Here is a 20,715-nt window from a genome sequence, read left to right as displayed (position 1 = left end):
TTTCATGATCCGGTTCCATTCAGCGCTTGGGAAAGCCCAGCGCGACACGGTCGCGGCCGTCCTGCTTGGCCAGGTACAGCGCCTGGTCCGCGCGGCTGAGCGTCTCCGAAAAAGTCTCTCCCAACTGGTGATACGCCATGCCTATGCTGACCGTCAGCCTCAAGACCCCGTCGCCCGCGGCGATGGTCAGGGAGCGCACGGCGCCGACCAGCCGGTCCATGACGCGCTGCGCCGCCTCGGACTGGGTATTGGGAAGCAGCACCAGGAACTCCTCGCCGCCCCAGCGGCCGCACAGGTCGTATTCGCGCAGGTTCTTGCCCAGCACCCCGGCCAGTTCGACCAGCGCGCGGTCGCCCGTTTCGTGGCCGTAACGGTCGTTGACCGCCTTGAAGTGGTCCACGTCCAGCATGGCCACGACGAAGCTCTCGCCGCCCCGCGAGGCGCGGTGGACCTCCTGCTTGATCATTTCCATCAGCGCGCGGCGGTTCAGCAGTCCGGTCAGCGGATCGCGGTTGGAGGTTTCCAGCAGCGCGACGTTGAGGTCGCGCATCATGCTCTGGTAGTGGTCCGAGATCCGCGCGATGCGGGTCAGCCTGCGAAGCTGCCGGTCGAAGCGGTCATACAGGCCCAGCTCGCGCTCGTGCGCCATGCTCTGGTAGGCGTCCGACAACTGGGTCACGCGTTCGATGCGCGCCATCTGGTCCGCCGTGTGCCGCCAGAGCGCGTCCAGCGCCTCGCGCAGCGGATGGCCCGCATAGGCAGGGTCCGCCAGCAGCGCGGCGATGCGTTGGTCCAGTTGGGCGGCGTCCGATTTCATTGGCGGCCGACGACCGAGAAGGGAAAGGTGCAGTCTTCCTTGAATTCCTCGGCCAGTTCTCCCACGCGTTCGTTGCGCATGTCGTAGTACCAGGTCACGCTGACCTCGCGGCCCTTGCCGTGCGCCGCCTCCAGCAGATCGAAAATATCCATGACGGACTTGATGCTGCTGGTGTTCAGGTAGAGCAGTTCCAGTTCCAGCCTCAGCGGCGCCGCGCCGCCCAGCAGGTAGGCCTCGACCCACTCGATGACCGGGCCGAACAGTTCGAAGGAATTCTCGGGATAGGAGTCGCCGCGCATCGCCAGCACGCCGGCGGCGGCATCGGCGGCGATGGCGGGCGTGGACTGGGTCCCGGGAATGTTCAGGTCTTTCATCAATTGCTCCGAAAATATTGCGTGGGTGCGCGCGCCTTCAAATCACGACGCTCAGGCTGAAGAAGGCCTGCCCCGCCCCCGCGGCGGGAGTCAGGCTGGCTTCCAGCGGAGCGCCGGCACGGCGGGCGATGTCGATCAGCCCCAGGCCCGCGCCCGAGGCCACGCCCGGGGTGCGTGGCTTGTGTAGCTGCTGCTTGTATTCGACCTTCAGCGCGGGCTTGTCCAGCGCCGCCAGTTCCCGGATGCGCGCAACCAGGAGCTGGCCGTCCTCGTCCTTGACCAGGTTGCCCGCGGACACCACGTAGCGGCTGTCGTCGCGGCGGCCGATCACCACGGTGGCCGACGCGTCCACGTCGCCGTTCAGCGCGGCGTACTGGCGGATGTTCTGGATCATTTCGATATAGACCGAGAACACGTCCATGGCTTCCGCCGGCCGGGCATGCTCGGCGTTCAGGTAGTTCTTGAGCGCATTGCCGATTTCCTCGATCAGGCTGCGGGAAATGGGTCCGTTGAAGCACAGCAACGTGCGATTCTGGTTGAATCGTTCGCCCAGTGCGTAGAGATCGGAGGCATTCATGAGGGTTACGCCCTGATAACGTTTATTCGAAACGGAACGACAGCAAAGTGATGTCGTCACGCTGCGGTCGCCCGCCTTGGTACTCGGCCAGCGCCTGGGTAAAAGCGGTCGCCTGTTCAGTTAACGGCCGGCGCGCGTGCCTCTTGAGCATGCCGGCGAAACGCGTGTTGCCGAAACCGAAGCCATGCTCTCCGCCGGCCTGGTCCAGGAACCCGTCCGTGGCCAGGTAATAGGTCCAGCCGGGTTCCATTTTCAGTTCGACGTTTTCGTACACCTCGGTGCGCTTGTCTCCCAGCGCGCGCCTGCCTCCGGGCACCTCGCGCAGGATCTCGCCGTTGCTTGCATACAGGCTGATCTTGGCGCCGGCGTACAGCAGCCGGCCGGCGTGGCGGTCAATATATACCAGGCCCGCATCCGTGTTGGTGGCCAGCGCCCGGGGCAGTTGCGCGTCCGCGAGCATGGCGCGGATCGCGCTGTCGGTGCGGCCCAGGATGGCCGCCGGGTCGGCCGGCCCGACCTCGGCGATCGCCAGGTCGATCGCGGCGCGGGCCAGCATGGTCATCAGAGCGCCGGGCACGCCGTGGCCGGCGCAGTCCATGATGCCCAGCAGGCAGTTGGCGCCGTCGGAACGGAACACGTAGAAGTCGCCCCCGACCACGTCGCGCGGCTTCCACAGCACGAAATGGTGCGCGCCCAGCGATTGGGTCAACTGGCGGTCCGGCAGGATCGCGCGCTGGATCAGGCTGGCGTAGTCGATGGAATCGTCGATCTTCTTGTGGGCGGCGGCCATGGCGCGGTTGGCGTCCTCGAGCTCGGACGTGCGCTCGCGCACCTTGGTTTCCAGTTCGGCCGTGTGCTGGCGCACCTTGTCGGCCATCACCCCGAAGGCGCGGCTGAGATCGCCGATCTCGTCCTGGCCGCCCGGCGGCAGGCGCACGTCGTAGCTGCCGTCGGCGATGGCCCGGGCCGACTGCTGCAGGCGCCGCAAGGGACGCAGCATCAGCCGCTCGACGGCGTACCCGAAGCACAGCAGCATGGCCGCGAACAGCACCACCAGGCCGATCGCCGCCGGCCAGAGCCAGTCCGTATCCAGCACGCGCGCGGCGCCCAGGTCCACCACGGTCAGCACGTGCCAGTGCAGTTCGGGCATGTAGGCCACGGCGACCAGTTGCCGGATGCCGTCCATCGCCACCCAGGCGGATTGCACCGACTGCGGGTCGGCCTGGGCCGCCTTCATGGCGGCGGCCAGCCCGTCCCGTCCTTCCCCGCCGTCCAGCAGGTTGAACACCCTGCCGCGGCCGCTGTCCGCGCCGCCCGCGCCCGAGTTGTAGGCGATGAGCGTGGGGTCCATGTGCGCCTGGATGGCGCCTTCCTCGTCGACGATGATGGGCGTGACGCCCGGCTGGCCGCTGTTGACGAAGTCGCTCAGGAAGCCGCCCACGTCCAGGGCCGAGCCGGTCAGGCCCAGGACCCGGTCGCCGTCGCGCACCTGGACGTTGATCCAGACCTTCGTGGTCTTCAGCTTCAGGTCAGGATTGACGTTGATGTTGTACTTGGCGGGGGACTTCAGCGTCAGGTAGAACCAGCCGTCGTCGGCGGCGGTCCTGCTCAGCGTGTAGCGCGGCGCCTCGGACAGGGGCTGGTCGTCGTTGAAGTAGTAGTTGCCGGAGGCGGCGCTGGCGATGAAATAGGCTCGGCCCAGCAGGTCCCGGCGGTAGCCGTCGGCTTCGCGGAAGAACAGCTCGCGGGCGGCGGGGTCGCTTTCTTGGCGCAGCCAGCGGCGCGTGACCTCGCTATCGGCCAGCCGCAGGGACAGGGCAAGTTCGCGCGACACCGGCGCCAGGATGCGCTGGCGGTTCAATTGCGTGAAATTGTCGGCGAAGGCCCGCCCGAAGTGTTCCCTGACCCCGTCCAGCACCTGCCATCCGATCAAGGCCGCCGGCGCCAGGGCGACCAGGCACGCCAGCAACAGCGCCATCAATGATTTTCTGCGCAAACCCCATTTCGCCATGCGAAGTCTTCCTGACAACTTGAATAAGATGAGGCATGCGCCTGTCGCCGGCGCGCCACGCGGCACGTCCGGCGCGACAAGTGTAGATAACAGTGGATCCAATTGAAACAGGCGAAGACGCGTGTCATCGCCCGGGACGCCATAAGTTGCAGCGTTGCAATGTAAATGGCGATTTATTGCGGTTTATATCAACGCGGCCCGCGGGCGGCCGCCCCGATTGAGGCTTTCCCGCTACACGCCCAGGTAGCGTTCCCAGAGGCCGCGATCGGCGTCCAGGGCCTGGGAGTCGCCCGTCCACACCACCTTGCCGCGCTCCAGGATCACGTGCCGGTCGGCCAGGCTCAGCAGCCTTTCGACATATTTGTCGATGACCAGGATGGTCTGCCCCGCCTGGCGCAGCCGCGCCAGGCAGTTCCAGATTTCCTCGCGGATCTTGGGCGCCAGGCCTTCGGTGGCCTCGTCCAGGATCAGGAGCCGCGGATTGGTGACCAGGGCCCGTCCGATGGCCAGCATTTGCTGTTCGCCGCCCGAAAGCTGGTTGCCCATGTTGCGCGCGCGCTCGTGCAGGCGGGGGAACAGTTCGAACACCCGCTCCGGCGTCCAGGGCGCGCCGATGTCGGGATTGCGCGCCGCCACGAAGGCCGTCAGGTGCTCGCGCACCGTCAGGTTGGGGAAGCATTGCCGCCCCTCCGGCACGATGGCCATGCCGGCCCGCGCGATGCGGTCCGGGCTCCAGCCGCTGATGTCCTTCCCCGCGAACTGGATTTTGCCGCCGCGCAGGGGCAACTGGCCGAACAGGGTGCGCAGGAGCGTGGTCTTGCCCATGCCGTTGCGGCCCAGGAGGGTCACGACCTGGCCCGCGCCGATCTGAAGGTCCACGCCGAACAGCACCTGGCTGGCGCCGTAGCCGCTCTTGGCCGATTCGATGGTCAGCATCAGACGGTCTCCTCGTCGCCCAGGTAGGCTTGCCGCACTTCGGGGATGGCGCGGATTTCGTCCGGCGTTCCCGTCGCGATGACCCGGCCGTACACCAGCACGGACAGGCGGTCGGCCAGGCGGAACACCGCCTGCATATCGTGTTCGACCAACAGCATGGCGGCGCGTCCCCGCATGGATTCGATCAGTTCGGTCAGGCGGACGGTCTCGTCCGGCCCCATGCCCGCCATGGGCTCGTCCAGCAGCAGCACGCTGGGCCTTGCGGCCAGCGCCAGCGCGAACTCCACCTTGCGCTGCTCGCCGTGCGGCAGGGTGCCGGCCGGGCGGCCGAGCAGGCTGGCGTCGATGGCGCATTCCCGCGCCAGTTCGCGCGCCTGTTCGTACAGCGCGGATTCGGCCGCGCGCGGCTTCCAGAAGCGGAGGCTGCTGCCCGCGTGCGCCTGCACCGCCAGCACCAGGTTGTCCAGCACGCTGGACTGCTTGAAGATATTGGTGATCTGGTAGGACCGCGACAGGCCGGCGGACACGCGCTGGTGCGCGTTCATGCCCGTGACGTCGCGGCCGCCCACGGCCAGCGTGCCCGAATCGGCCGACAGCGTGCCGGACAGCAGGTGGATCAGCGTGGACTTGCCGGCCCCGTTGGGGCCGATCAGGGCATGGATCTCGCCGGGATTCAGCGACAGCGACACATTGTCGGTGGCGACCAGCGCGCCGAAGCGGCGAACCAGCCCCGACGCCCGCAGGGCCGGGGTTACGGAAGCGTTCATGATCCCACCTTGCCGGATTGCGGGGCGGCGCGGCCGCCGAACATCGGGCCGAACAGCCCGACCAGGCCGCGCGGCGCGCCGAACACCACGCACAGCAGCAGCACGCCCAGGGGCAGGTGCCAGTATTCGGTCCACAGGCGCAGCACTTCCTCCAGCGTCAGCATCACCACGGCGCCCGCCACGCCGCCATAGCGCAGGCCGATGCCGCCCACCAGCACCATGATCAGCAGGTTGGCCGATTGGGTCCAGTGCATCAGGCTGGGCGAAATGAAGAGGTTGTGGTTGGCCAGCAGCGCGCCGGCCAGCCCGGCCACGGCGCCGCTCAGGGTGAAGGCCGTCAGCTTGATGCGGAAGACCGGGTAGCCCATGGATTCCATGCGCGACTCGTTCTCGCGGATGCCTTGCAGGGCCGTGCCGAAGCGCGAGGCCACCACGCGCCCGAACACCCACATGATCAGCGCGAACAGGACCAGCACCAGATAGTAGAAGCTGGTGTCGTCGGCCAGGTCGATGCCGGGCAGGCTGGAATAGCCCGGCAGGTTCAGCCCGTCTTCCCCGCCGTACTGGCGCAGCGAGATGAAGATGTAGAACAGCATCTGCGCGAACGCCAGCGTGATCATGATGAAGTACACGCCGCGCGTGCGCAGCGAGATCGCCCCGGTGACGCAGGCCAGCACCGCCGCCAGCAGCATGGCCGCCGGCCACACGATGGCCGCCGAGGTGACGCCCGCCATGGCCAGGATGCCCACGGCGTAGGCGCCCGCGCCGAAGAAGGCCGCATGTCCCAGCGCCACCATGCCGCCGTAGCCCAGGATCAGGTTCAGGCTGGTCGCGGCCAGCGCATAGATCAGCACGCGCCGCACGAAGGAAATATAGAAGTCCAGGCCCAGGGCCGGCGCCACCAGGGGAAACACCGCCAGCGCGGCCAGCAGGATCACGGTCCAAATTGTGGATTTCACAGTCAACCCCGCGCCGGAAACAGACCGGACGGACGGAACACCAGCACCGCCGCCATCAATACGTAAATGGCGATGGCCGCCAGCGTCGGCCCGACGCTGGAAGCCACGGCCGGAGAAAAGACCTGGCGCAGCAGCATGGGCAGGAAGGCCCGCCCCGCCGTGTCCACCATGCCCACCAGCAGCGCGCCGACGAAGGCGCCGCGGATCGAGCCGATGCCGCCGATGACGATGCACACCAGCACCAGGATCAGGATTTCCTCGCCCATGCCCACCTGCACCGAGGTGATCGGCCCCAGCAGGGCGCCGGCCACGGCGGCCAGCATGGCGCCCAGCGCGAACACGCCCAGGAACAGCATCGGCACGCGCACGCCCATCAGCGTGGCCATCTGGCGGTTGGACGCGCCGGCGCGCACCAGGACCCCGGCGCGGGTGCGCGTCACGAACCAGTACAGCCCCGCCGCGGCGGCCACGCCGAACACGATGATCATGAGGCGGTAGGCGGGATAGAGCAGGTCGGGCAGCAGGCGCACGGGCCCGGACAGCGCGGCCGGCATGTTCAGCATGACCGGGGCCGGGCCCCAGATCATCTTGACCAGGTCATTGGCGATGAGGATGACGGCATAGGTACCCAGCACCTGGGCCAGGTGGTCGCGCAGCGCCAGGCGGCGGATCAGCACGAGTTCCAGCACCACGCCGACCAGGCCGGTGGCGACGGCCGCCACCAGGACGGCGGCAGTGAATGAACCCGTGCGCTGCATGGTTTCGGCGGCCACGTAGGCGCCGGCCATGTAGAGCGAGCCGTGAGCCAGATTCATGATGTCCATGATGCCGAACACCAGGGTCAGCCCGGCCGCGATCAGAAACAACATCAACCCAAACTGCAGACCGTTCAGCAATTGCTCGACGATCAGCGTAAACGTCATGAAGACTTCCCCCTGCCGCGAATTGCCGATGGCCTAGCTCGCGGTCAAATCACCAAAGCCAATCTAATTGCCCACCACGCGCGGCGCATGCACTGGTGTCACCCGATCCGGATGCCGCGGAGCCGGCTTCGCCGGTCCGCAGGCATGCCCCCTTGAGGGGGAAGCGCGCAGCGCTGCGGGGGTGGGCCCCACCCTCTACAGTTTGCAGTCGCCGACGTAGACGTCCTGGTACTTGTCGAACACCTTGCCCACCAGCTTGTTGGTGACGCGGCCGCTGCCGTCCTTTTCGACGACGCGCAGGTAGTAGGACTGGATCGGATAGTGGTTCTTGCCGTAGGTGAAGCTGCCGCGCACCGAGGGGTAGTCGGCCGTTTCCAGCGCCTTGATGATGGCGGCGCGGTCCGAGGCCTTGCCGCCGGCCTGCTTGACGGCGGCGTCCATGGCCATGATCACGTCATAGGACTGCGCGGCGTAGACCGAGGGGTAGCGGCCGTTGTATTCCTTGCGGAAGGCCTCGACGAAGGCCTTGTTCTGCGGCACGTCCAGGTCGTGCGCCCACTGCGCCGTGTTGTACATGCCCAGCATGGGATCGCCCACGGCCTGGATCACGTCCTCGTCGGCCGAAAAGCCCGGGCCGATCAGCTTGACGCTTTGGGCCAGGCCGGTGGACACGAACTGCTTGACGAAGTTGATGCCCATGCCGCCCGGCAGGAAGATGTAGACGGCATCGGGCTTGGCCGCGCGGATCTGCGCCAGTTCGGCGGCGTAGTCGATCTGGCCGAGCTTGGTGTAGACCTCGTCGCCGGGCGCGGTCTTGTAGCCGCGCTTGAAGCCGGCCAGCGCGTCCTTGCCCGCCGGGTAGTCGGGGGCCATGATGAACATCTTCTTGAAGCCGCGGTCGGCCGCGACCTTGCCGGCCGCTTCGTGGAAGGCGTCGTTCTGGTAGGACGTGCCGAACCAGTAGGCGTTGCATTGCGCGCCGGCGAACTGGCTGGGGCCGGGGTTGTTCGACAGATAGGGCACCTTGGCGGCGAACAGCGCGGGGCCGACCGCCAGCGCCACGTTCGAGCCGATGGGGCCGGTGAAGAAATCGATCTTGTCGCGCTGGATGTAGCGCGTGACGAGCTGGCGGGCCTGGTCGGGGTTGCCGCCCATGTCGGTCTGCACGAATTCGGCGGGCTGTCCGCCCAGCTTGCTGCCCAGTTGCTTGATGGCCAGATTGAAGCCGTCGCGGGCTTCGGCGCCCAGGGCCGAGAACGGGCCGGAAATGTCGTTGGCGATGCCGACCTTGATGGTGTCGGCGCTGGCCAGCGCCGGAACCAGGGCGGCGGCGGCCAGAAGGGAAGTGATCAAACGCATGGTGGTGTGCTCCGTGCGCGAGCCGCGCAGAGGGTGTTCTTCTTGATGAGGGTGCGATTCGAAAGACTTCTATGCCCGGCCTGCCGGCGCCGTCGCGCCGCCGTCCTGGGCTACCCGATCCCCTTGTCATAGGGAAAGCTGGCGTGGTTCATAGTTTAGGTTTAAAGTATCCCCCAAAACAAGTCTAGGGTTTTTACCAACGGGGTTTCCCAATAGCGACTGCCATGGCCACGCTCTACCGCAACTACGACCGCGCCGGACTGGACGTTCAGTACAACGCTCGCGCGACAGTACCCGACATCCAGCCGATACTCAAGAAGTACGCCGAAGACAGCGCCGAGGCGCGGCGCACGCTGGACTGCGCGCTGGACGTGCCCTTCGGCGACCACGCCGACGAATCGCTGGACATCTTCCCGGCCGGCGGCGGCGCGCGCGGCGCGCCGGTGTTCGTGTTCATCCACGGCGGCTACTGGCGCCTGCTGTCCAAGAGCGATTCCAGCGGCATGGCCCCGGCGTTCACCCGGGCCGGCGCCGTCGTCGTGGCGGTGAACTACTCGCTGGCGCCGGCCGTCACGCTGGACCGCATCGTGGACCAGAACCGGCGCGCCCTGGCCTGGATCCACCGCCACATCGCCGAATACGGCGGCGACCCGGGGCGCATCCACATCTGCGGCAGCTCCGCCGGCGGGCACCTGGCCGGCGCGCTGCTGTCCGGCGGCTGGCATGCCGGCTACGAGGTCCCGCCCGACGTGATCCGCGGCGCGGCCCCGCTGTCGGGCCTGTTCGACCTGCGCCCCCTGGTGCACACCCACATCAACGAATGGATGCGCATGAGCGAGGCCGACGCCATCCGCAACAGCCCCGCCCTGCACCTGCCGCAGACGGGCTGCCCGCTGGTGGTCAGCTACGGCGAAACCGAGACCGCCGAATTCAAGCGCCAGAGCGACGACTACCTCGCCGCCTGGCGCGAGCGCGGCTTTCCCGGGCACTATGTGCCGATGCCCGGAACGAACCATTACGACATCGTGCTGACCCTCAACGATCCCCAGAGCCCGCTGACCCGCGCCATCTTCGATCAGATGGGTCTGGCGCCCGCCCCTCATTCCCGGTAACGAACCATGATCAACGCCCCCGACCTGGAATCCCGCGCCGCGCCGGACGATCACCAAGCCCTGCGCCTGTGGCTGCGCATGCTGACCTGCGCCAATCTCGTCGAAAGCGAGATCCGCAGCCGCCTGCGCAACGAGTTCGACACGACCCTGCCCCGCTTCGACCTGATGGCGCAATTGCAGCGCGCGCCCAAGGGCATGAAGATGGGCGAACTGTCGCGCCACATGATGGTCACCAACGGCAACATCACGGGCATCACGGACCAGCTCGAAAAAGAAGGGCTGGTCGTGCGCGCCAAGGTCGAATCCGACCGCCGCAGCTCGCTCATCAAGCTCACCCCGCTGGGCAGGAAGAGCTTCGCCCGCATGGCGCGCGCCCACGAGTCCTGGGTCAAGTCCATGTTCGGCGACCTGCCCGAGGCCACCCGCAACGCGCTGTTCCAGGCCCTGGGCGAACTCAAGCTGCAGGTGGTGGCCACCCGTTCGGCGTCGGCCAAAAGCTGAACCCGTCCGCGCTGAAACCGCCCGCCGGTTTGGCGCATAATTGCCGCCATGATTCCGGTTTCCCTTCCTGGCGGTAATTTCTATGTGCTGATGGCGGCTTCGCTGGCCTGCCTCGCCACACTGCTGACCTGGCTGGCCGTCCTGGCCACGACCCGCAGCGCCCGCCACTGGCTGGGCGGCCACCGCCGCACCGGCACCGCCCTGATGGCGTTCCTCGCCGTCGTCGGCGCCATTTTTCCTTACCAGCAGCTCAGCCTGTGGTTCTCGGCCCAGCGCGACGCCGAGGCCGACGCCGGCCGCAAGACCGTCCTGGCCCAGCCCACGCGGCTGGCCGGCGTGGAGATGCCCGCCGGCACCGAACTCCGCCTGGCCGCGCCGGGCGACCTGGCCTCGTTCGACCGCGCCGTCTTTCCCGCGGCGCACCCCGCCCCCATCCTCGGCATCGCGGCGTCGCGCCTGTTCCGCTATGCCGCCCACGACAAGCAGGCCGAGACCCTGTCGGTGGAGATCGAGCGCGACCAGGCGCTGGACGGCTGGCTGTGCGCGCACGGGCACCGGATCGAATTCGTCTTGCGGGACGGGCACCCCCGGTTCGCCAGTTGCCACCTGGCCGTCGGCAATACCCTGGACCAGCAGCCCGTGCCCGCGGGCGCCTGGCTGAAGGTCATCGCCGCCGCCCCCGCGCCCGGCGCGGCCGGGGACGCGCCGCGCTGGCTGCTGCGCACCGAAGGCAGCGACGCCCTGGACGTCGACCGCCTGCCCTTGCTGAAGGTGGACATGCAGTTGGACGGCCAGCGCCGCATGCTGGGCTTCGAAGGCCTGCTGGCCCGTGAAACCGTCCTGGGCGACATGACCTACCCGCCGGGCACGCGGGTGCTGGCCGCCAATCCCGCCCTGCCGGGCGCCCAGGCGGGGGACCTGCTGTTTTCCCCGTCGCGCGGCCGCTCGGCGCGCCGCGCCGGCGGCGACGACGTGCCCGCCGGCAAATCGGTGCTGCAGGCGCCCGACGGCGCCGTGCGCGGCGTATTCGGCAACCGCGAGGCCGGCGTGCTGGACGTGGCGGCCATGCGGATCGGCCCCTGACGGGCGCGTCCCGCGACGTGTAACGTCGCCGGTCCCGAACCGGTGGGATAATACGAAGCTTTCCCCCGCGCGCCGCCTCGCCTGGCGGCGATTCCGTCCTGCTCATTCATGAGACGAAGTCATGGCCGTTAACCTGCAGATCCCCTCCGAGTCCGAAATTTTTCCTGTTGCCGGCGTTGAAATCGGCGTCGCCGAGGCCGGCATCCGCAAAGCCAACCGACGCGATCTGACGGTATTCCGCCTGGCCGAAGGCACCAGCGTCGCCGGCGTCTTCACGCGCAACCGCTTCTGCGCCGCCCCCGTGCAGGTCTGCCAGGCCCACCTGGCCGCCGGCGGCCCCATCGGCGCGCTGGTCATCAACACGGGCAACGCCAACGCCGGCACCGGCGAGGAAGGGCTGAAGAAGGCCCAGGACACCTGCGCGGCGCTGGGCCAGTTGCTGGGCCTGCCCGCCGCCCAGATCCTGCCGTTCTCCACCGGCGTCATCCTGGAGCCGCTGCCGCTGGACCGCCTGGTCGCCGGCCTGCCCCGCGCCATCGCCGACCTCGGCGTCGACCGCTGGGCCAGCGCCGCCCACGGCATCATGACGACCGACACGCTGCCGAAGATCTACTCGGCCCAGGTCCGGATCGAAGGCAAGACCGTCACCTTTACCGGCATCAGCAAGGGCGCGGGCATGATCCGCCCCAACATGGCCACCATGCTGAGCTTCCTGGCGACCGACGCCGGCATCGCCCAGCCGCTGCTGCGCAAACTCGCCGGCGAAATCGCCGACGCCTCGTTCAACCGCATCACCGTCGACGGCGACACGTCCACCAACGACTCCTTCATCATCGCCGCCACCGGCAAGTCGGGCGTCAACGTCAATAGCGAATCCGACGCCGCCTACGCCGCGGTGCGCGAGGCCCTGGCGGCCGCCGCGCTGGACCTGGCCACCAAGATCGTGCGCGACGCCGAAGGCGCCACCAAGTTCATGACCATCCGCGTCGAAGAGGCCGGCAACACCGAGGAAGCCCTGAAGGTGGCGTACGCCGTGGCGCACTCGCCGCTGGTCAAGACCGCCTTCTTCGCGTCGGACCCCAACCTGGGCCGCATCCTGGCCGCGGTGGGCTACGCCGGCATCGACGACCTGGACGTCTCCGGGATCCGCCTGTGGCTGGACGACGTGCTGGTGGCCAAGGACGGCGGCCGCAACCCCGCCTACCAGGAAGCCGACGGCCAGCGCGTGATGAAGCAGGCCGAGATCCTGGTGCGCATCGCGCTGGGCCGCGGCCAGGTGAGCGACACGGTCTACACCTGCGATTTCTCGCACGAGTACGTGTCGATCAACGCCGACTACCGCTCATAAGATAAACAGGTGTCTGACACCCTGTAGATGAGCTTCAGGCTCGACGGGTATCGCATTGGGTGTCAGACACCTCCCTCCCCAGGACTTGAGACGTGACCGCAACCGAGTTTTCCACCCTTATCCAGCGCGCCGAACGCGTGCTGGCCCAGTTGGAAGCCTGGCTTCCTCCCGCCCCGCCCGAAATCGACTGGAGCGCCCACGCCTTCCGCTGGCGCAAGCGCGGCTCGCGCGGCTGGCTGGACGCCGTGCGCCACGTGGCGCGCATCGACATGGAAGACCTTCAGCACATCGAGCGCCAGAAGGCCATCATCGACCGCAACACGCTGCAGTTCATCGAAAAGAAGCCCGCCAACAACGTGCTCATGACCGGCGCCCGCGGCACCGGCAAGAGCTCGCTGGTCAAGGCCATGCTGGCCGCCTACGGCGACCGCGGCCTGCGCCTGATCGAAGTCGACAAATCCGACCTGGGCGACCTGGCCGACATCGTCGAGTTGGTGGCCTCGCGGCCCGAACGCTTCATCGTGTTCTGCGACGACCTGTCCTTCGAGGAAGGCGAGGCCGGCTACAAGGCGCTGAAGTCGGTGCTGGACGGCTCGGTGTCCGCCTCCGGCGACAACGTGCTGATCTACGCCACCTCCAACCGGCGCCACCTGATGCCGGAATACATGAGCGAGAACCTGGCGGCCAAGCACCAGCCCGACGGCGAGATCCACCCCGGCGAAACGGTCGAGGAAAAGATCTCGCTGTCCGAGCGCTTCGGCCTGTGGCTGTCGTTCTATCCCTTCAAGCAGGACGACTACCTGGACATCGTCTACCACTGGCTGCGCGAGCTGGGCTGCCCGGAAGCGCAGATCGAGCCCTCGCGCACCGAGGCCCTGCAATGGACGATCGAGCGCGGCTCGCGCTCGGGCCGCGTGGCCTACCAATTCGCGCGCGACTGGGCGGCCCGGCATGTCTGAGAAGATCGTCGACGTCGCGGCCGGCCTGATCCTGCGCCCGGACGGCATGCTGCTGCTGGGCCAGCGCCCGGAAGGCAAGCCCTGGGCCGGCTGGTGGGAACTGCCGGGCGGCAAGCTCGAACCGGGCGAAACCGTGCTGGAGGCGCTGGCGCGCGAACTGCACGAAGAAATCGGCATCCGCGTCACGCAGTCGCGCCCCTGGGTCACCTACGTGCACGCCTACCCGCACACCACCGTGCGCCTGGCGTTCTGCCACGTCACGGGCTGGGAAGGCGAACCGCGCAGCCTGGAAAACCAGCGCCTGGAATGGGTGGATCCCGCCCAGGCGGCATCGGTGGGCGACCTGCTGCCCGCCACGCTGCCGCCGCTGCGCTGGCTGCAACTGCCCAACGCCTACGGCATCAGCAGCATCGGCTCGCGCGCCGGCGTGCCCGCGTTCCTGGGCCGTCTGGACGCGGCGCTCGCGCGCGGCGTGAAACTGGTGCAGTTGCGCGAACCGCAATGGCCGGACGGCGTGGGCGCCAGTTCGCTGCATGAAGTGCTGCAGGCCGTGCTGAAGCGCTGCCGCGCCGCGGGCGCCCGCCTGCTGGTCAACAGCGTCCATCCCGCCGCATGGTGGAAGGAAGCCGACGGCGTGCACCTGCGCGGGGCCGACGCGGCCCGCCTGACCGCCCGCCCGGCGCTGCCCGCCGGGGCGCTGGTGGGCGTGTCCGCCCACGACAACGCCGAAGTCGTGCACGCGCGCGAAATCGGCGCGGACTTCGCGGTGCTGGGCCCGGTGCTGGAAACGGCGTCGCACCCGGGCGCCCCCACGCTGGGCTGGGAAGGATTCGTCGCCGGCAACCGCGACGCGGGCATCCCCGTGTTCGCGCTGGGCGGCCAATCGAGCAGCACGCTGTCGGCCGCGCTGCGCCACGGCGCGCACGGCATCGCGGGCATACGCGGCTTGCTCTGAATCGTTCCGGTAAGGTCGGTGTCTGACACCCCTGCGAGATGACGCAGGTGTCTGACACCCGTACGAGATGACGGCGCGGCTTGAAGAGACGCTTCCGGGTGTCAGACACCCACCGTGGCGGCAACGTCTTCCCTCCGGGGTGTCAGACACCCGGAAGCGCTGCCTCAAGCCTGAAACGCCTTGCCGTAGGGGTGTCAGACACCTGCGGCATCTCGTACGGGTGTCAGACACCTGCGGCACTTTCGCAGATACCTGCCGCAGCCACACCTCAATCGATCTTGTAGTCCATCCACGAAGCGACCATCTCCCGCAGGCCGCCGCCGTCCTCGAAGGACTCACGGCCGCCCTCGGCCTTGTTGCGCCCCAGTTCCAGGATATACATATAGTCGGACACCTCCGCGCAGCGGCGCACGTTCTGGTCCACCAGCACCACCGTCATGCCCTCGTCGGCGAACCCGCGGATCAGGCCGTAGATTTCCTTGGATATCTTCGGCGCCAGCATCGCGGTCGGCTCGTCCAGCAGGATCACCGAAGGCTCGATCAGCAAGGCCCGGCCGAACTCCACGAAGCGCTGCTGCCCGCCGCTCATGCTGGACACGGGGTCGTTGCGCTTCTGCGCCAGGATGGGGAAGCGGTCGTAGACCGAATCGATGCGCCGGCGCACCCGCGCCTTGTCGCCGCGGAACGGCCAGCAGCCCAGCAGCAGGTTGTCGTGCACCGACAGTTCGCCGAACAGGCTGCGGTGCTGCGGCACGAACGCGACGCCGTGGCCGGCCCGCTCGTGCGAAGGCTGCGCGCTGATATCTTCGCCCCGCAGCGTGATGCGGCCGGTGCGCGGCGGCAGGAAGCCGAACAGCGTCTTCAGCACCGTGGACTTGCCCGCGCCGTTGGGGCCGATCACGCCGGTGACCTTGCCCGCGCGCGCCTGGACGTTGATGCGGTTCAGGATGGTGATGTCGCCGTGGTAGGCGACCGTCACGTCCTCCAGCGCGATGATAGGCGTGCTCATGTCAGGCTCCCAGATAGGCTTCGACCACCCGCGGGTCGGCGCGCACGCGGTCGGCCTCGCCCTCGCACAGGATCGCGCCTTCGTTCATCACGATGATGTGGTGCGATAGCTGGTAGATGGACGTCAGGTCGTGCGACACCAGCACCACCGAGCAATCGTGTTCGGTCGGCAGTTCGCGGATCACCGAGATCAGCAACTGGGCCAGCGCCGGATTGACGCCCGCGAAGGGTTCGTCCAGCAGCACCACCTTGGGCCGCGCCACCATGATGCGCGCCAGCTCCACCAGTTTCTGCTGGCCGCCAGACAGTTCCTCGGCGTAGTTGTGCCGCAGGCGGTGCAGTTCCACCTTGTGCAGCCAGTACTCGGACTGCGCATAGCGTTCGTCGGCGCCGCGGCCCGCCTGCTGCTGGGCCACGTCCAAGTTGTCCAGCAGGCTCAGTTGGCGGAAGATGCGCGGCACCTGGAAAGTGCGCCCCACGCCCAGCCGGGCCACCTCGTGGATCTGGCGGCCGGCGATGTCGCGGCCGTCCAGTTCGATGCGGCCTTCGTCCGGCGTGTAGATGCCGTTGATGCAGTTGAGCATGGTGGTCTTGCCCGACCCGTTCATGCCGATGACGCCCAGGATGGAGCCGCGCGGCACCTCCAGGTCGACGCCCTGCAAAGCGACCAGCCCGCCGAAGCGCTTCTTGAGATTCGTGACTTTCAGCATGTCCGGCTCCCGGTCAGCGCAGCGCCTGGCGGCCGAACAGGCCGCTGGGCTTGACGAAGATCATCCCGACCATCAGCGCGAAACCGCAGATGGTGGCGATGGACGGGTTGAAGAACACCACCGACACCTGTTCGGTGACGCCGTACAGCAGCGCCCCGACCAGCGCCCCCACCGGATGGCCCAGCCCGCCCAGCACGATGACGATAAAGCCGATCAGGGTGTAGTCGTTGCCCATGAAGGGCGAGAACGCCGGGAACACCATCGCGACCAGCACGCCGCTGGCCGCCGCCAGCCCGACGCCCAGGCCGAACGCCACCGCCGACAGGCGCTCGGCGTTGATGCCCACGATGCGCACCGCGTCGCGGTTCATGATGATGGCGCGCAGCGCCTTGCCCAACTGGCTGCGGTACAGGAACAGCGTCAGCCCGCCGATGATGGCGAGCGCGATGACCAGCGCCAGCAGCCGCACGGTGGGAATCAGGACGGGGCCGAACTTCAGGAACACCGGCTCGATCTCGTACGGCAGCGAACGCGCGTCGGCGTCGAAGGCCAGCAGCATCAGCGCGCCCAGCATGATGGACACCCCGAACATCAGCAAGAGCGAACTGATTTCGGGATCGTCGGCCTTGTTCAGCCGCGGAATCAGCACGAAGTACAGCAGGTAGCCCGCCAGGAAGAAGGCCGCGAAGGCCAGCGGCAGCGCCAGCAGCGGGTTGATGCCGGCATATTCCAGCAGGTAGAACGCGAAGTAGGCGCCCAGTACCAGGAATTCGCCGTGCGCGAAGTTCACCACGCGCAGCACGCCGAACACCACGTTCAGCCCCACGCCGATCAGGCCGTAGATGGCGCCCAGGATGAGGCCGTTGATCAGGCCCTGGATAATCAGTCCGGTCATGGCGGCTCCTCAGGCGATGTAGCGGCGCAGTTGCGGCTTGCGCTTGATCAGGCTGCCGACGATGCCGCGCGGCAGGAACAGCATCAGCAGCACGATGATCAGGCCCAGCAGCAGCAGGTTCACCACCGGGAATCTCTGCCAGATCACGTGGTCGATGCCCAGGAGCGCCAGGGTGCCCGCGACCGGCCCGAGGATGGTGCCGAAGCCGCCCGCCATGGCGTAGATGATGCTCTTGGCGGTGATCAGCACGTGGAAGGCGTATTCCGGATCGACCACGTTGGTGTACCAGGCCTCGATGCCGCCGGCCAGCGCCGGGAACAGCGCCGCCAGCAGCCATGCCTTCAGCCGGGTATTGGGAACGTGGATGCCGACGCAGGCGGCGGCGCCGTCGTCGTCGCGGATCGCCTTCAGGGCGCGGCCCAGGCGCGATACCGACAGCCAGGTGACCGTGGCCAGCGTGGCGCCCATCACGATCAGCATGGCGTAGTAGCTGTGCGCCGGATTGTTGGCGTTGGACAGGATGATGCCCATGCTGCCGCCGGTAAAGGACTGGGGCAGGTTGGAAATGACCAGCTTGACGATGGTGGCCAGCGCCAGGCTCACGATGCCGAAGTACACCCCGCGCAGGCGCAGCGTGGGCGCCAGCAGCAGCGCGATGGCCACTCCCACGCCGCCCGCGGCCAGCAGCGAGGGCAGGATCGGCCAACCCAGGATCTTGTAGCAGATGCCGGTGGCGTAGGCGCCCACGCCGTAGAACACCACGTAGCCGAACGGCAGGTAGCCCGTGAAGCCCACGCAGATGTTCATGGCGCTGGCCATGGTGATCCACAGCATCAGGTAGAACGCGAACGAGATGTTCGAGGTCGCCAGGGGAATCGCGGCCAGGACGGCCGTCAGCGCGACAAAGACGGTCATTGCGATGCGGGTGCGCAATCGCACCGCGCGCTGATCCTGCGCGCGATGCGACGCCGCGCCCGCCGCCAGGGCGGGACTGCTGCTCATGGTGTCTTCCTCCGGGCCTGTCCGGGCTGGATGGCCGCTTTATTTGGAGGCGATTATGACCGATAAATCCATAACTTCAGGTTAAGTATTAACCCTGAATTGGTCCTGGAAACGCTTCCGCCAGCACCTGGCGCAGTTCTTTGATGAACTGAAGGGCGATCTGCGAAGGCTCCCGCCCGCGGGCGTAGACGGCCGAGATGTTCAGAGGAATGCGCTCGGCCAGCGGCACGATCGCGACGTCGGGCATGGTGTTCTGCATGACGGTGAATTCGTCCACGATGGCGATCCCCACGCCGGCGTTGACCAGCGCGCACGCCAGTTGGCTCCAGGGCACGTCGGCGCACATCCTGCAGGGCAGCCCGGCCTGTTCGAACGCCCCCAGCACCAGCATGCCGAAGGGCATGCGCGTGCCCACCACGATGTGCGGATGCGGGGACAGATCGGCCAGGCTGACCTCGGCCCGCTGCGCCAGTGGGTGGGATTTCGGGATCGCCGCCACCATCCGGCCCACGTGCAGCGGCTCGGACGTCAGGAAGGGATGATCCGCCTGCATGACCACCAGGCCAAGCTCCGCCTCGCCCTGCAGCACCTCGGTGATCAGGCTGGGCAGCGCGCTGGTGTTCAGCCGCAACAGCAGTTCCGGATGGCGCTGCTGGAAACGCGCCACCGCGCGCGGCACCAGGAACTGCGCCAGACTCGGAATGGAGGCCAGCCGCAGCACCCCCGTGCCGTGCTCCGACAACGCGTCGGCCAGGTCGTTGACGCGCTGCATCATGCGCTGGGTTTTTTCGATTTCCTCAAACAGGCTGTGCACTTGCGGCGTGGGCCTGAGCCGTCCGCGAACCCGCTCGAACAGCGTCAGCCCCATGGACTTCTCGGTCTGCGCCAGCATCCGGCTGACCGCGGGCTGCGAAATATTCAGCAGGCGGGCGGCGCCGCTGATCGATCCGGCCATCACGATGGCCCAGAGCATTTCGGTCTGTCGGTAGTTCAATTTATTCAAGGCGTGCACTCCATGCCTATTTGTTATACGCTTTCTCGCGTATTGGGCAATTATTGCCCAATACCGGGCCTGGCACTCAAGCGCCGCGGGAGGAAAGGCCCACATCCAAAAACGATAGGAGACAACCCATGTTCGCGAAATCCTGGCTGTTCCGCTTACCGGCCCTGGCCTTGGCCATGGCCGCCCTGACGCCATCCATCGGCGCCGCCCAGACCTCGGACAAGATCCGGGTCGGCATGACCGTTTCGTCCACCGGCAGCTTCGCCCTGGCGTCGCAGTCGGGCGTGCGCGGCGTGGAGCTGTGGGTGGACGACGTCAACCGCCGCGGCGGCATCGAAGTCAACGGCAAGAAGTACCCGGTCGAACTGGTCAAGCTGGACGACCGCAGCGACAAGCAGATGGTGACCCGTGTTTACGAACGCCTGATTGTCGATGAAAAAGTGGATCTGGTGTTCGCGCCCTTCGGCTCCACGCTGACGGCCGCCGCCGCGACCGTGACGGAACGGCTGGGCAAGTACATGATGGTCTGGTCCGCCGCCAGCGACGACCTGTACAAGCAGGGCTTCAAGAACATGGTCTCCGGCACGCAGATGCCGGTGTCGGCCATGCTGCGCGCCAACATGGAACTGGCCGCCAGACAGGGAGTGAAGAAGGTGGCGCTGCTGTATTCGGACGAACCGTTCCCCGCGGGCCTGGCCGAAGGCGGACGCGAACAGGCCGCCAAGAACGGCATGCAGGTGGTGCTATTCGAAAAGTATCCGAAGGGCCAGAAGGACTTCAGCACCATCCTGCAGAAGGCGCGCGCGGCCGGCGCCGAAGCGCTGGTGCCGACCTCGTACGAGGGTGACCTGATCAGCATGACGCGCCAGATGAAGCAGTTGGACATCAACTTCCCGTACGTCTTCATGGTGTATGCGTCGACGCCCCAGTTCCAGGCCATCGGCGCGGACGCGAACTACATCTACAGCCACACCAACTACCATCCCGCGATCAACTGGAAGGTCAACGCCGGCATGACGCGCGAGCAGTTCGCCGCCGCCTACGACCGCCAGTTCCCCAAGGCCGAGTTCCCGCCCGATTTCCAGACGGCGCTGGCCTACGGCGCGGGCGCGCTGACCGAAGAGATCGTGAAGAAGGCCGGCAACACCGACGCGGCCGCGCTCAAGAAAGCGTCCCTGGACCTGTCCGGCAAGCTCACCGTCATGGCCGGCCCGTACGCCATCGACGACACGGGCAAGCAGCTCCTGATGCCCTTCCCCGTCGTGCAGCTCCTGCCCGGCAAGGGCATGGTGCCCGTCTGGCCCGAGGACGTGGCCACGCAGAAGCCGGTGTACCCAACCCCCGACTGGAACAAGCGCTAAACCCGCGCTGAGGATCCCACAGCAGGCGGCACGGCAGTCCGTGCCGCTTGTACAT

21 protein-coding genes are annotated in these 20,715 nt (G+C 67.5%); 7 read left to right on the top strand and 14 right to left on the bottom strand.

Features of this window, described 5'->3' with window-relative positions:
• Positions 1-19: 19 nt before the first annotated feature.
• The 9 genes from siaD to WHX56_RS07660 form a co-directional block, all read right to left on the bottom strand.
• A complete protein-coding gene (gene siaD, locus WHX56_RS07700; RefSeq protein WP_129241579.1) occupies positions 20-817 on the bottom strand; it encodes a biofilm regulation diguanylate cyclase SiaD in 798 nt (265 codons plus the stop codon).
• Entirely contained in the window at positions 814-1,191 is a 378-nt protein-coding gene (gene siaC / locus WHX56_RS07695; RefSeq protein WP_129241578.1) for a biofilm regulation phosphoprotein SiaC, read from the bottom strand. The genes siaD and siaC overlap by 4 nt, the downstream gene beginning before the upstream one ends.
• A 37-nt stretch (positions 1,192-1,228) precedes the next feature.
• The gene (siaB, locus tag WHX56_RS07690) at positions 1,229-1,768 is read right to left on the bottom strand and encodes a biofilm regulation protein kinase SiaB (RefSeq protein ID WP_338880914.1); all 540 of its coding nucleotides are present in this window, start codon (positions 1,766-1,768) and stop codon (positions 1,229-1,231) included.
• A gap of 22 nt (positions 1,769-1,790) precedes the next feature.
• Positions 1,791-3,779, bottom strand: a complete 1,989-nt coding sequence (gene siaA, locus WHX56_RS07685; RefSeq protein ID WP_338880913.1) for a biofilm regulation protein phosphatase SiaA — start codon at positions 3,777-3,779, stop codon at positions 1,791-1,793.
• A gap of 231 nt (positions 3,780-4,010) precedes the next feature.
• Complete coding sequence (locus WHX56_RS07680) at positions 4,011-4,715, bottom strand: ABC transporter ATP-binding protein (protein WP_129241575.1); 705 nt, start codon at positions 4,713-4,715, stop codon at positions 4,011-4,013.
• Positions 4,715-5,482: an ABC transporter ATP-binding protein gene (locus WHX56_RS07675; protein ID WP_338880912.1), complete on the bottom strand. Its 768-nt coding sequence runs from the start codon at positions 5,480-5,482 to the stop codon at positions 4,715-4,717. The genes WHX56_RS07680 and WHX56_RS07675 overlap by 1 nt, the downstream gene beginning before the upstream one ends.
• Complete coding sequence (locus tag WHX56_RS07670; RefSeq protein ID WP_338880911.1) at positions 5,479-6,441, bottom strand: branched-chain amino acid ABC transporter permease; 963 nt, start codon at positions 6,439-6,441, stop codon at positions 5,479-5,481. Before WHX56_RS07670 ends, WHX56_RS07675 begins: the two co-directional genes overlap by 4 nt.
• A gap of 2 nt (positions 6,442-6,443) precedes the next feature.
• The gene (locus WHX56_RS07665; protein WP_129241572.1) at positions 6,444-7,364 is read right to left on the bottom strand and encodes a branched-chain amino acid ABC transporter permease; all 921 of its coding nucleotides are present in this window, start codon (positions 7,362-7,364) and stop codon (positions 6,444-6,446) included.
• A gap of 195 nt (positions 7,365-7,559) precedes the next feature.
• Entirely contained in the window at positions 7,560-8,723 is a 1,164-nt protein-coding gene (locus tag WHX56_RS07660) for an ABC transporter substrate-binding protein (protein ID WP_129241571.1), read from the bottom strand.
• Positions 8,724-8,947: 224 nt separating this feature from the next.
• On the opposite strand from WHX56_RS07660, the gene WHX56_RS07655 reads away from it, so the two are divergent.
• The 6 genes from WHX56_RS07655 (at position 8,948) to WHX56_RS07630 (ending at position 14,681) form a co-directional block, all read left to right on the top strand.
• Complete coding sequence (locus WHX56_RS07655) at positions 8,948-9,835, top strand: alpha/beta hydrolase (protein WP_338880910.1); 888 nt, start codon at positions 8,948-8,950, stop codon at positions 9,833-9,835.
• Positions 9,836-9,841: 6 nt separating this feature from the next.
• Positions 9,842-10,336, top strand: coding sequence for a MarR family winged helix-turn-helix transcriptional regulator (locus WHX56_RS07650; protein WP_129241569.1), 495 nt, complete (start codon positions 9,842-9,844; stop codon positions 10,334-10,336).
• Between the two features lie 48 nt (positions 10,337-10,384).
• A complete protein-coding gene (locus tag WHX56_RS07645; RefSeq protein WP_129241568.1) occupies positions 10,385-11,419 on the top strand; it encodes a hypothetical protein in 1,035 nt (344 codons plus the stop codon).
• Between the two features lie 121 nt (positions 11,420-11,540).
• Entirely contained in the window at positions 11,541-12,767 is a 1,227-nt protein-coding gene (gene argJ / locus WHX56_RS07640) for a bifunctional glutamate N-acetyltransferase/amino-acid acetyltransferase ArgJ (protein ID WP_338880908.1), read from the top strand.
• Between the two features lie 92 nt (positions 12,768-12,859).
• Entirely contained in the window at positions 12,860-13,726 is an 867-nt protein-coding gene (locus WHX56_RS07635; protein WP_287751461.1) for an ATP-binding protein, read from the top strand.
• Positions 13,719-14,681, top strand: coding sequence for a Nudix family hydrolase (locus WHX56_RS07630; protein WP_338880907.1), 963 nt, complete (start codon positions 13,719-13,721; stop codon positions 14,679-14,681). Before WHX56_RS07635 ends, WHX56_RS07630 begins: the two co-directional genes overlap by 8 nt.
• 268 nt (positions 14,682-14,949) lie before the next feature.
• Here the strand turns inward: WHX56_RS07630 and WHX56_RS07625 are convergent, their stop codons facing one another.
• The 5 genes from WHX56_RS07625 to WHX56_RS07605 form a co-directional block, all read right to left on the bottom strand.
• Positions 14,950-15,690 carry an ABC transporter ATP-binding protein gene (locus WHX56_RS07625; protein WP_338880905.1) on the bottom strand — a complete coding sequence of 247 codons (741 nt, stop codon included), beginning with the start codon at positions 15,688-15,690 and terminating at the stop codon, positions 14,950-14,952.
• Position 15,691: 1 nt separating this feature from the next.
• Positions 15,692-16,399, bottom strand: coding sequence for an ABC transporter ATP-binding protein (locus tag WHX56_RS07620; protein ID WP_338880904.1), 708 nt, complete (start codon positions 16,397-16,399; stop codon positions 15,692-15,694).
• Between the two features lie 13 nt (positions 16,400-16,412).
• Positions 16,413-17,294 (bottom strand): branched-chain amino acid ABC transporter permease, encoded by an 882-nt coding sequence (locus tag WHX56_RS07615; protein WP_287751456.1) that lies wholly within the window; start codon positions 17,292-17,294, stop codon positions 16,413-16,415.
• Positions 17,295-17,303: 9 nt separating this feature from the next.
• Positions 17,304-18,296 (bottom strand): branched-chain amino acid ABC transporter permease, encoded by a 993-nt coding sequence (locus WHX56_RS07610; RefSeq protein WP_129241561.1) that lies wholly within the window; start codon positions 18,294-18,296, stop codon positions 17,304-17,306.
• Positions 18,297-18,384: 88 nt separating this feature from the next.
• Positions 18,385-19,308, bottom strand: coding sequence for a LysR family transcriptional regulator (locus tag WHX56_RS07605; protein WP_287751454.1), 924 nt, complete (start codon positions 19,306-19,308; stop codon positions 18,385-18,387).
• Between the two features lie 119 nt (positions 19,309-19,427).
• Between WHX56_RS07605 and WHX56_RS07600 the strand changes: the two genes are divergently transcribed.
• Positions 19,428-20,660 carry an amino acid ABC transporter substrate-binding protein gene (locus WHX56_RS07600; RefSeq protein ID WP_129241559.1) on the top strand — a complete coding sequence of 411 codons (1,233 nt, stop codon included), beginning with the start codon at positions 19,428-19,430 and terminating at the stop codon, positions 20,658-20,660.
• Positions 20,661-20,715: the final 55 nt, after the last annotated feature.

Source organism: Achromobacter veterisilvae (assembly GCF_037619525.1).
GTDB lineage: Bacteria > Pseudomonadota > Gammaproteobacteria > Burkholderiales > Burkholderiaceae_B > Achromobacter > Achromobacter veterisilvae.
The sequence above is the reverse complement of the archived record's forward strand: the minus strand, read 5'-3'. Positions and strand labels throughout refer to the sequence as shown.

What these genes read in the sequence shown, in the direction of transcription:
- siaD (WP_129241579.1), bottom strand. Translation starts at nt 817, where the DNA reads ATGAAATCGGACGCCGCCCAACTGGACCAACGCATCGCCGCGCTGCTG.
- siaC (WP_129241578.1), bottom strand. Translation starts at nt 1,191, where the DNA reads ATGAAAGACCTGAACATTCCCGGGACCCAGTCCACGCCCGCCATCGCC.
- siaB (WP_338880914.1), bottom strand. Translation starts at nt 1,768, where the DNA reads ATGAATGCCTCCGATCTCTACGCACTGGGCGAACGATTCAACCAGAAT.
- siaA (WP_338880913.1), bottom strand. Translation starts at nt 3,779, where the DNA reads ATGGCGAAATGGGGTTTGCGCAGAAAATCATTGATGGCGCTGTTGCTG.
- WHX56_RS07680 (WP_129241575.1), bottom strand. Translation starts at nt 4,715, where the DNA reads ATGCTGACCATCGAATCGGCCAAGAGCGGCTACGGCGCCAGCCAGGTG.
- WHX56_RS07675 (WP_338880912.1), bottom strand. Translation starts at nt 5,482, where the DNA reads ATGAACGCTTCCGTAACCCCGGCCCTGCGGGCGTCGGGGCTGGTTCGC.
- WHX56_RS07665 (WP_129241572.1), bottom strand. Translation starts at nt 7,364, where the DNA reads ATGACGTTTACGCTGATCGTCGAGCAATTGCTGAACGGTCTGCAGTTT.
- WHX56_RS07660 (WP_129241571.1), bottom strand. Translation starts at nt 8,723, where the DNA reads ATGCGTTTGATCACTTCCCTTCTGGCCGCCGCCGCCCTGGTTCCGGCG.
- WHX56_RS07655 (WP_338880910.1), top strand. Translation starts at nt 8,948, where the DNA reads ATGGCCACGCTCTACCGCAACTACGACCGCGCCGGACTGGACGTTCAG.
- WHX56_RS07650 (WP_129241569.1), top strand. Translation starts at nt 9,842, where the DNA reads ATGATCAACGCCCCCGACCTGGAATCCCGCGCCGCGCCGGACGATCAC.
- WHX56_RS07645 (WP_129241568.1), top strand. Translation starts at nt 10,385, where the DNA reads ATGATTCCGGTTTCCCTTCCTGGCGGTAATTTCTATGTGCTGATGGCG.
- argJ (WP_338880908.1), top strand. Translation starts at nt 11,541, where the DNA reads ATGGCCGTTAACCTGCAGATCCCCTCCGAGTCCGAAATTTTTCCTGTT.
- WHX56_RS07630 (WP_338880907.1), top strand. Translation starts at nt 13,719, where the DNA reads ATGTCTGAGAAGATCGTCGACGTCGCGGCCGGCCTGATCCTGCGCCCG.
- WHX56_RS07625 (WP_338880905.1), bottom strand. Translation starts at nt 15,690, where the DNA reads ATGAGCACGCCTATCATCGCGCTGGAGGACGTGACGGTCGCCTACCAC.
- WHX56_RS07620 (WP_338880904.1), bottom strand. Translation starts at nt 16,399, where the DNA reads ATGCTGAAAGTCACGAATCTCAAGAAGCGCTTCGGCGGGCTGGTCGCT.
- WHX56_RS07615 (WP_287751456.1), bottom strand. Translation starts at nt 17,294, where the DNA reads ATGACCGGACTGATTATCCAGGGCCTGATCAACGGCCTCATCCTGGGC.
- WHX56_RS07610 (WP_129241561.1), bottom strand. Translation starts at nt 18,296, where the DNA reads ATGAGCAGCAGTCCCGCCCTGGCGGCGGGCGCGGCGTCGCATCGCGCG.
- WHX56_RS07600 (WP_129241559.1), top strand. Translation starts at nt 19,428, where the DNA reads ATGTTCGCGAAATCCTGGCTGTTCCGCTTACCGGCCCTGGCCTTGGCC.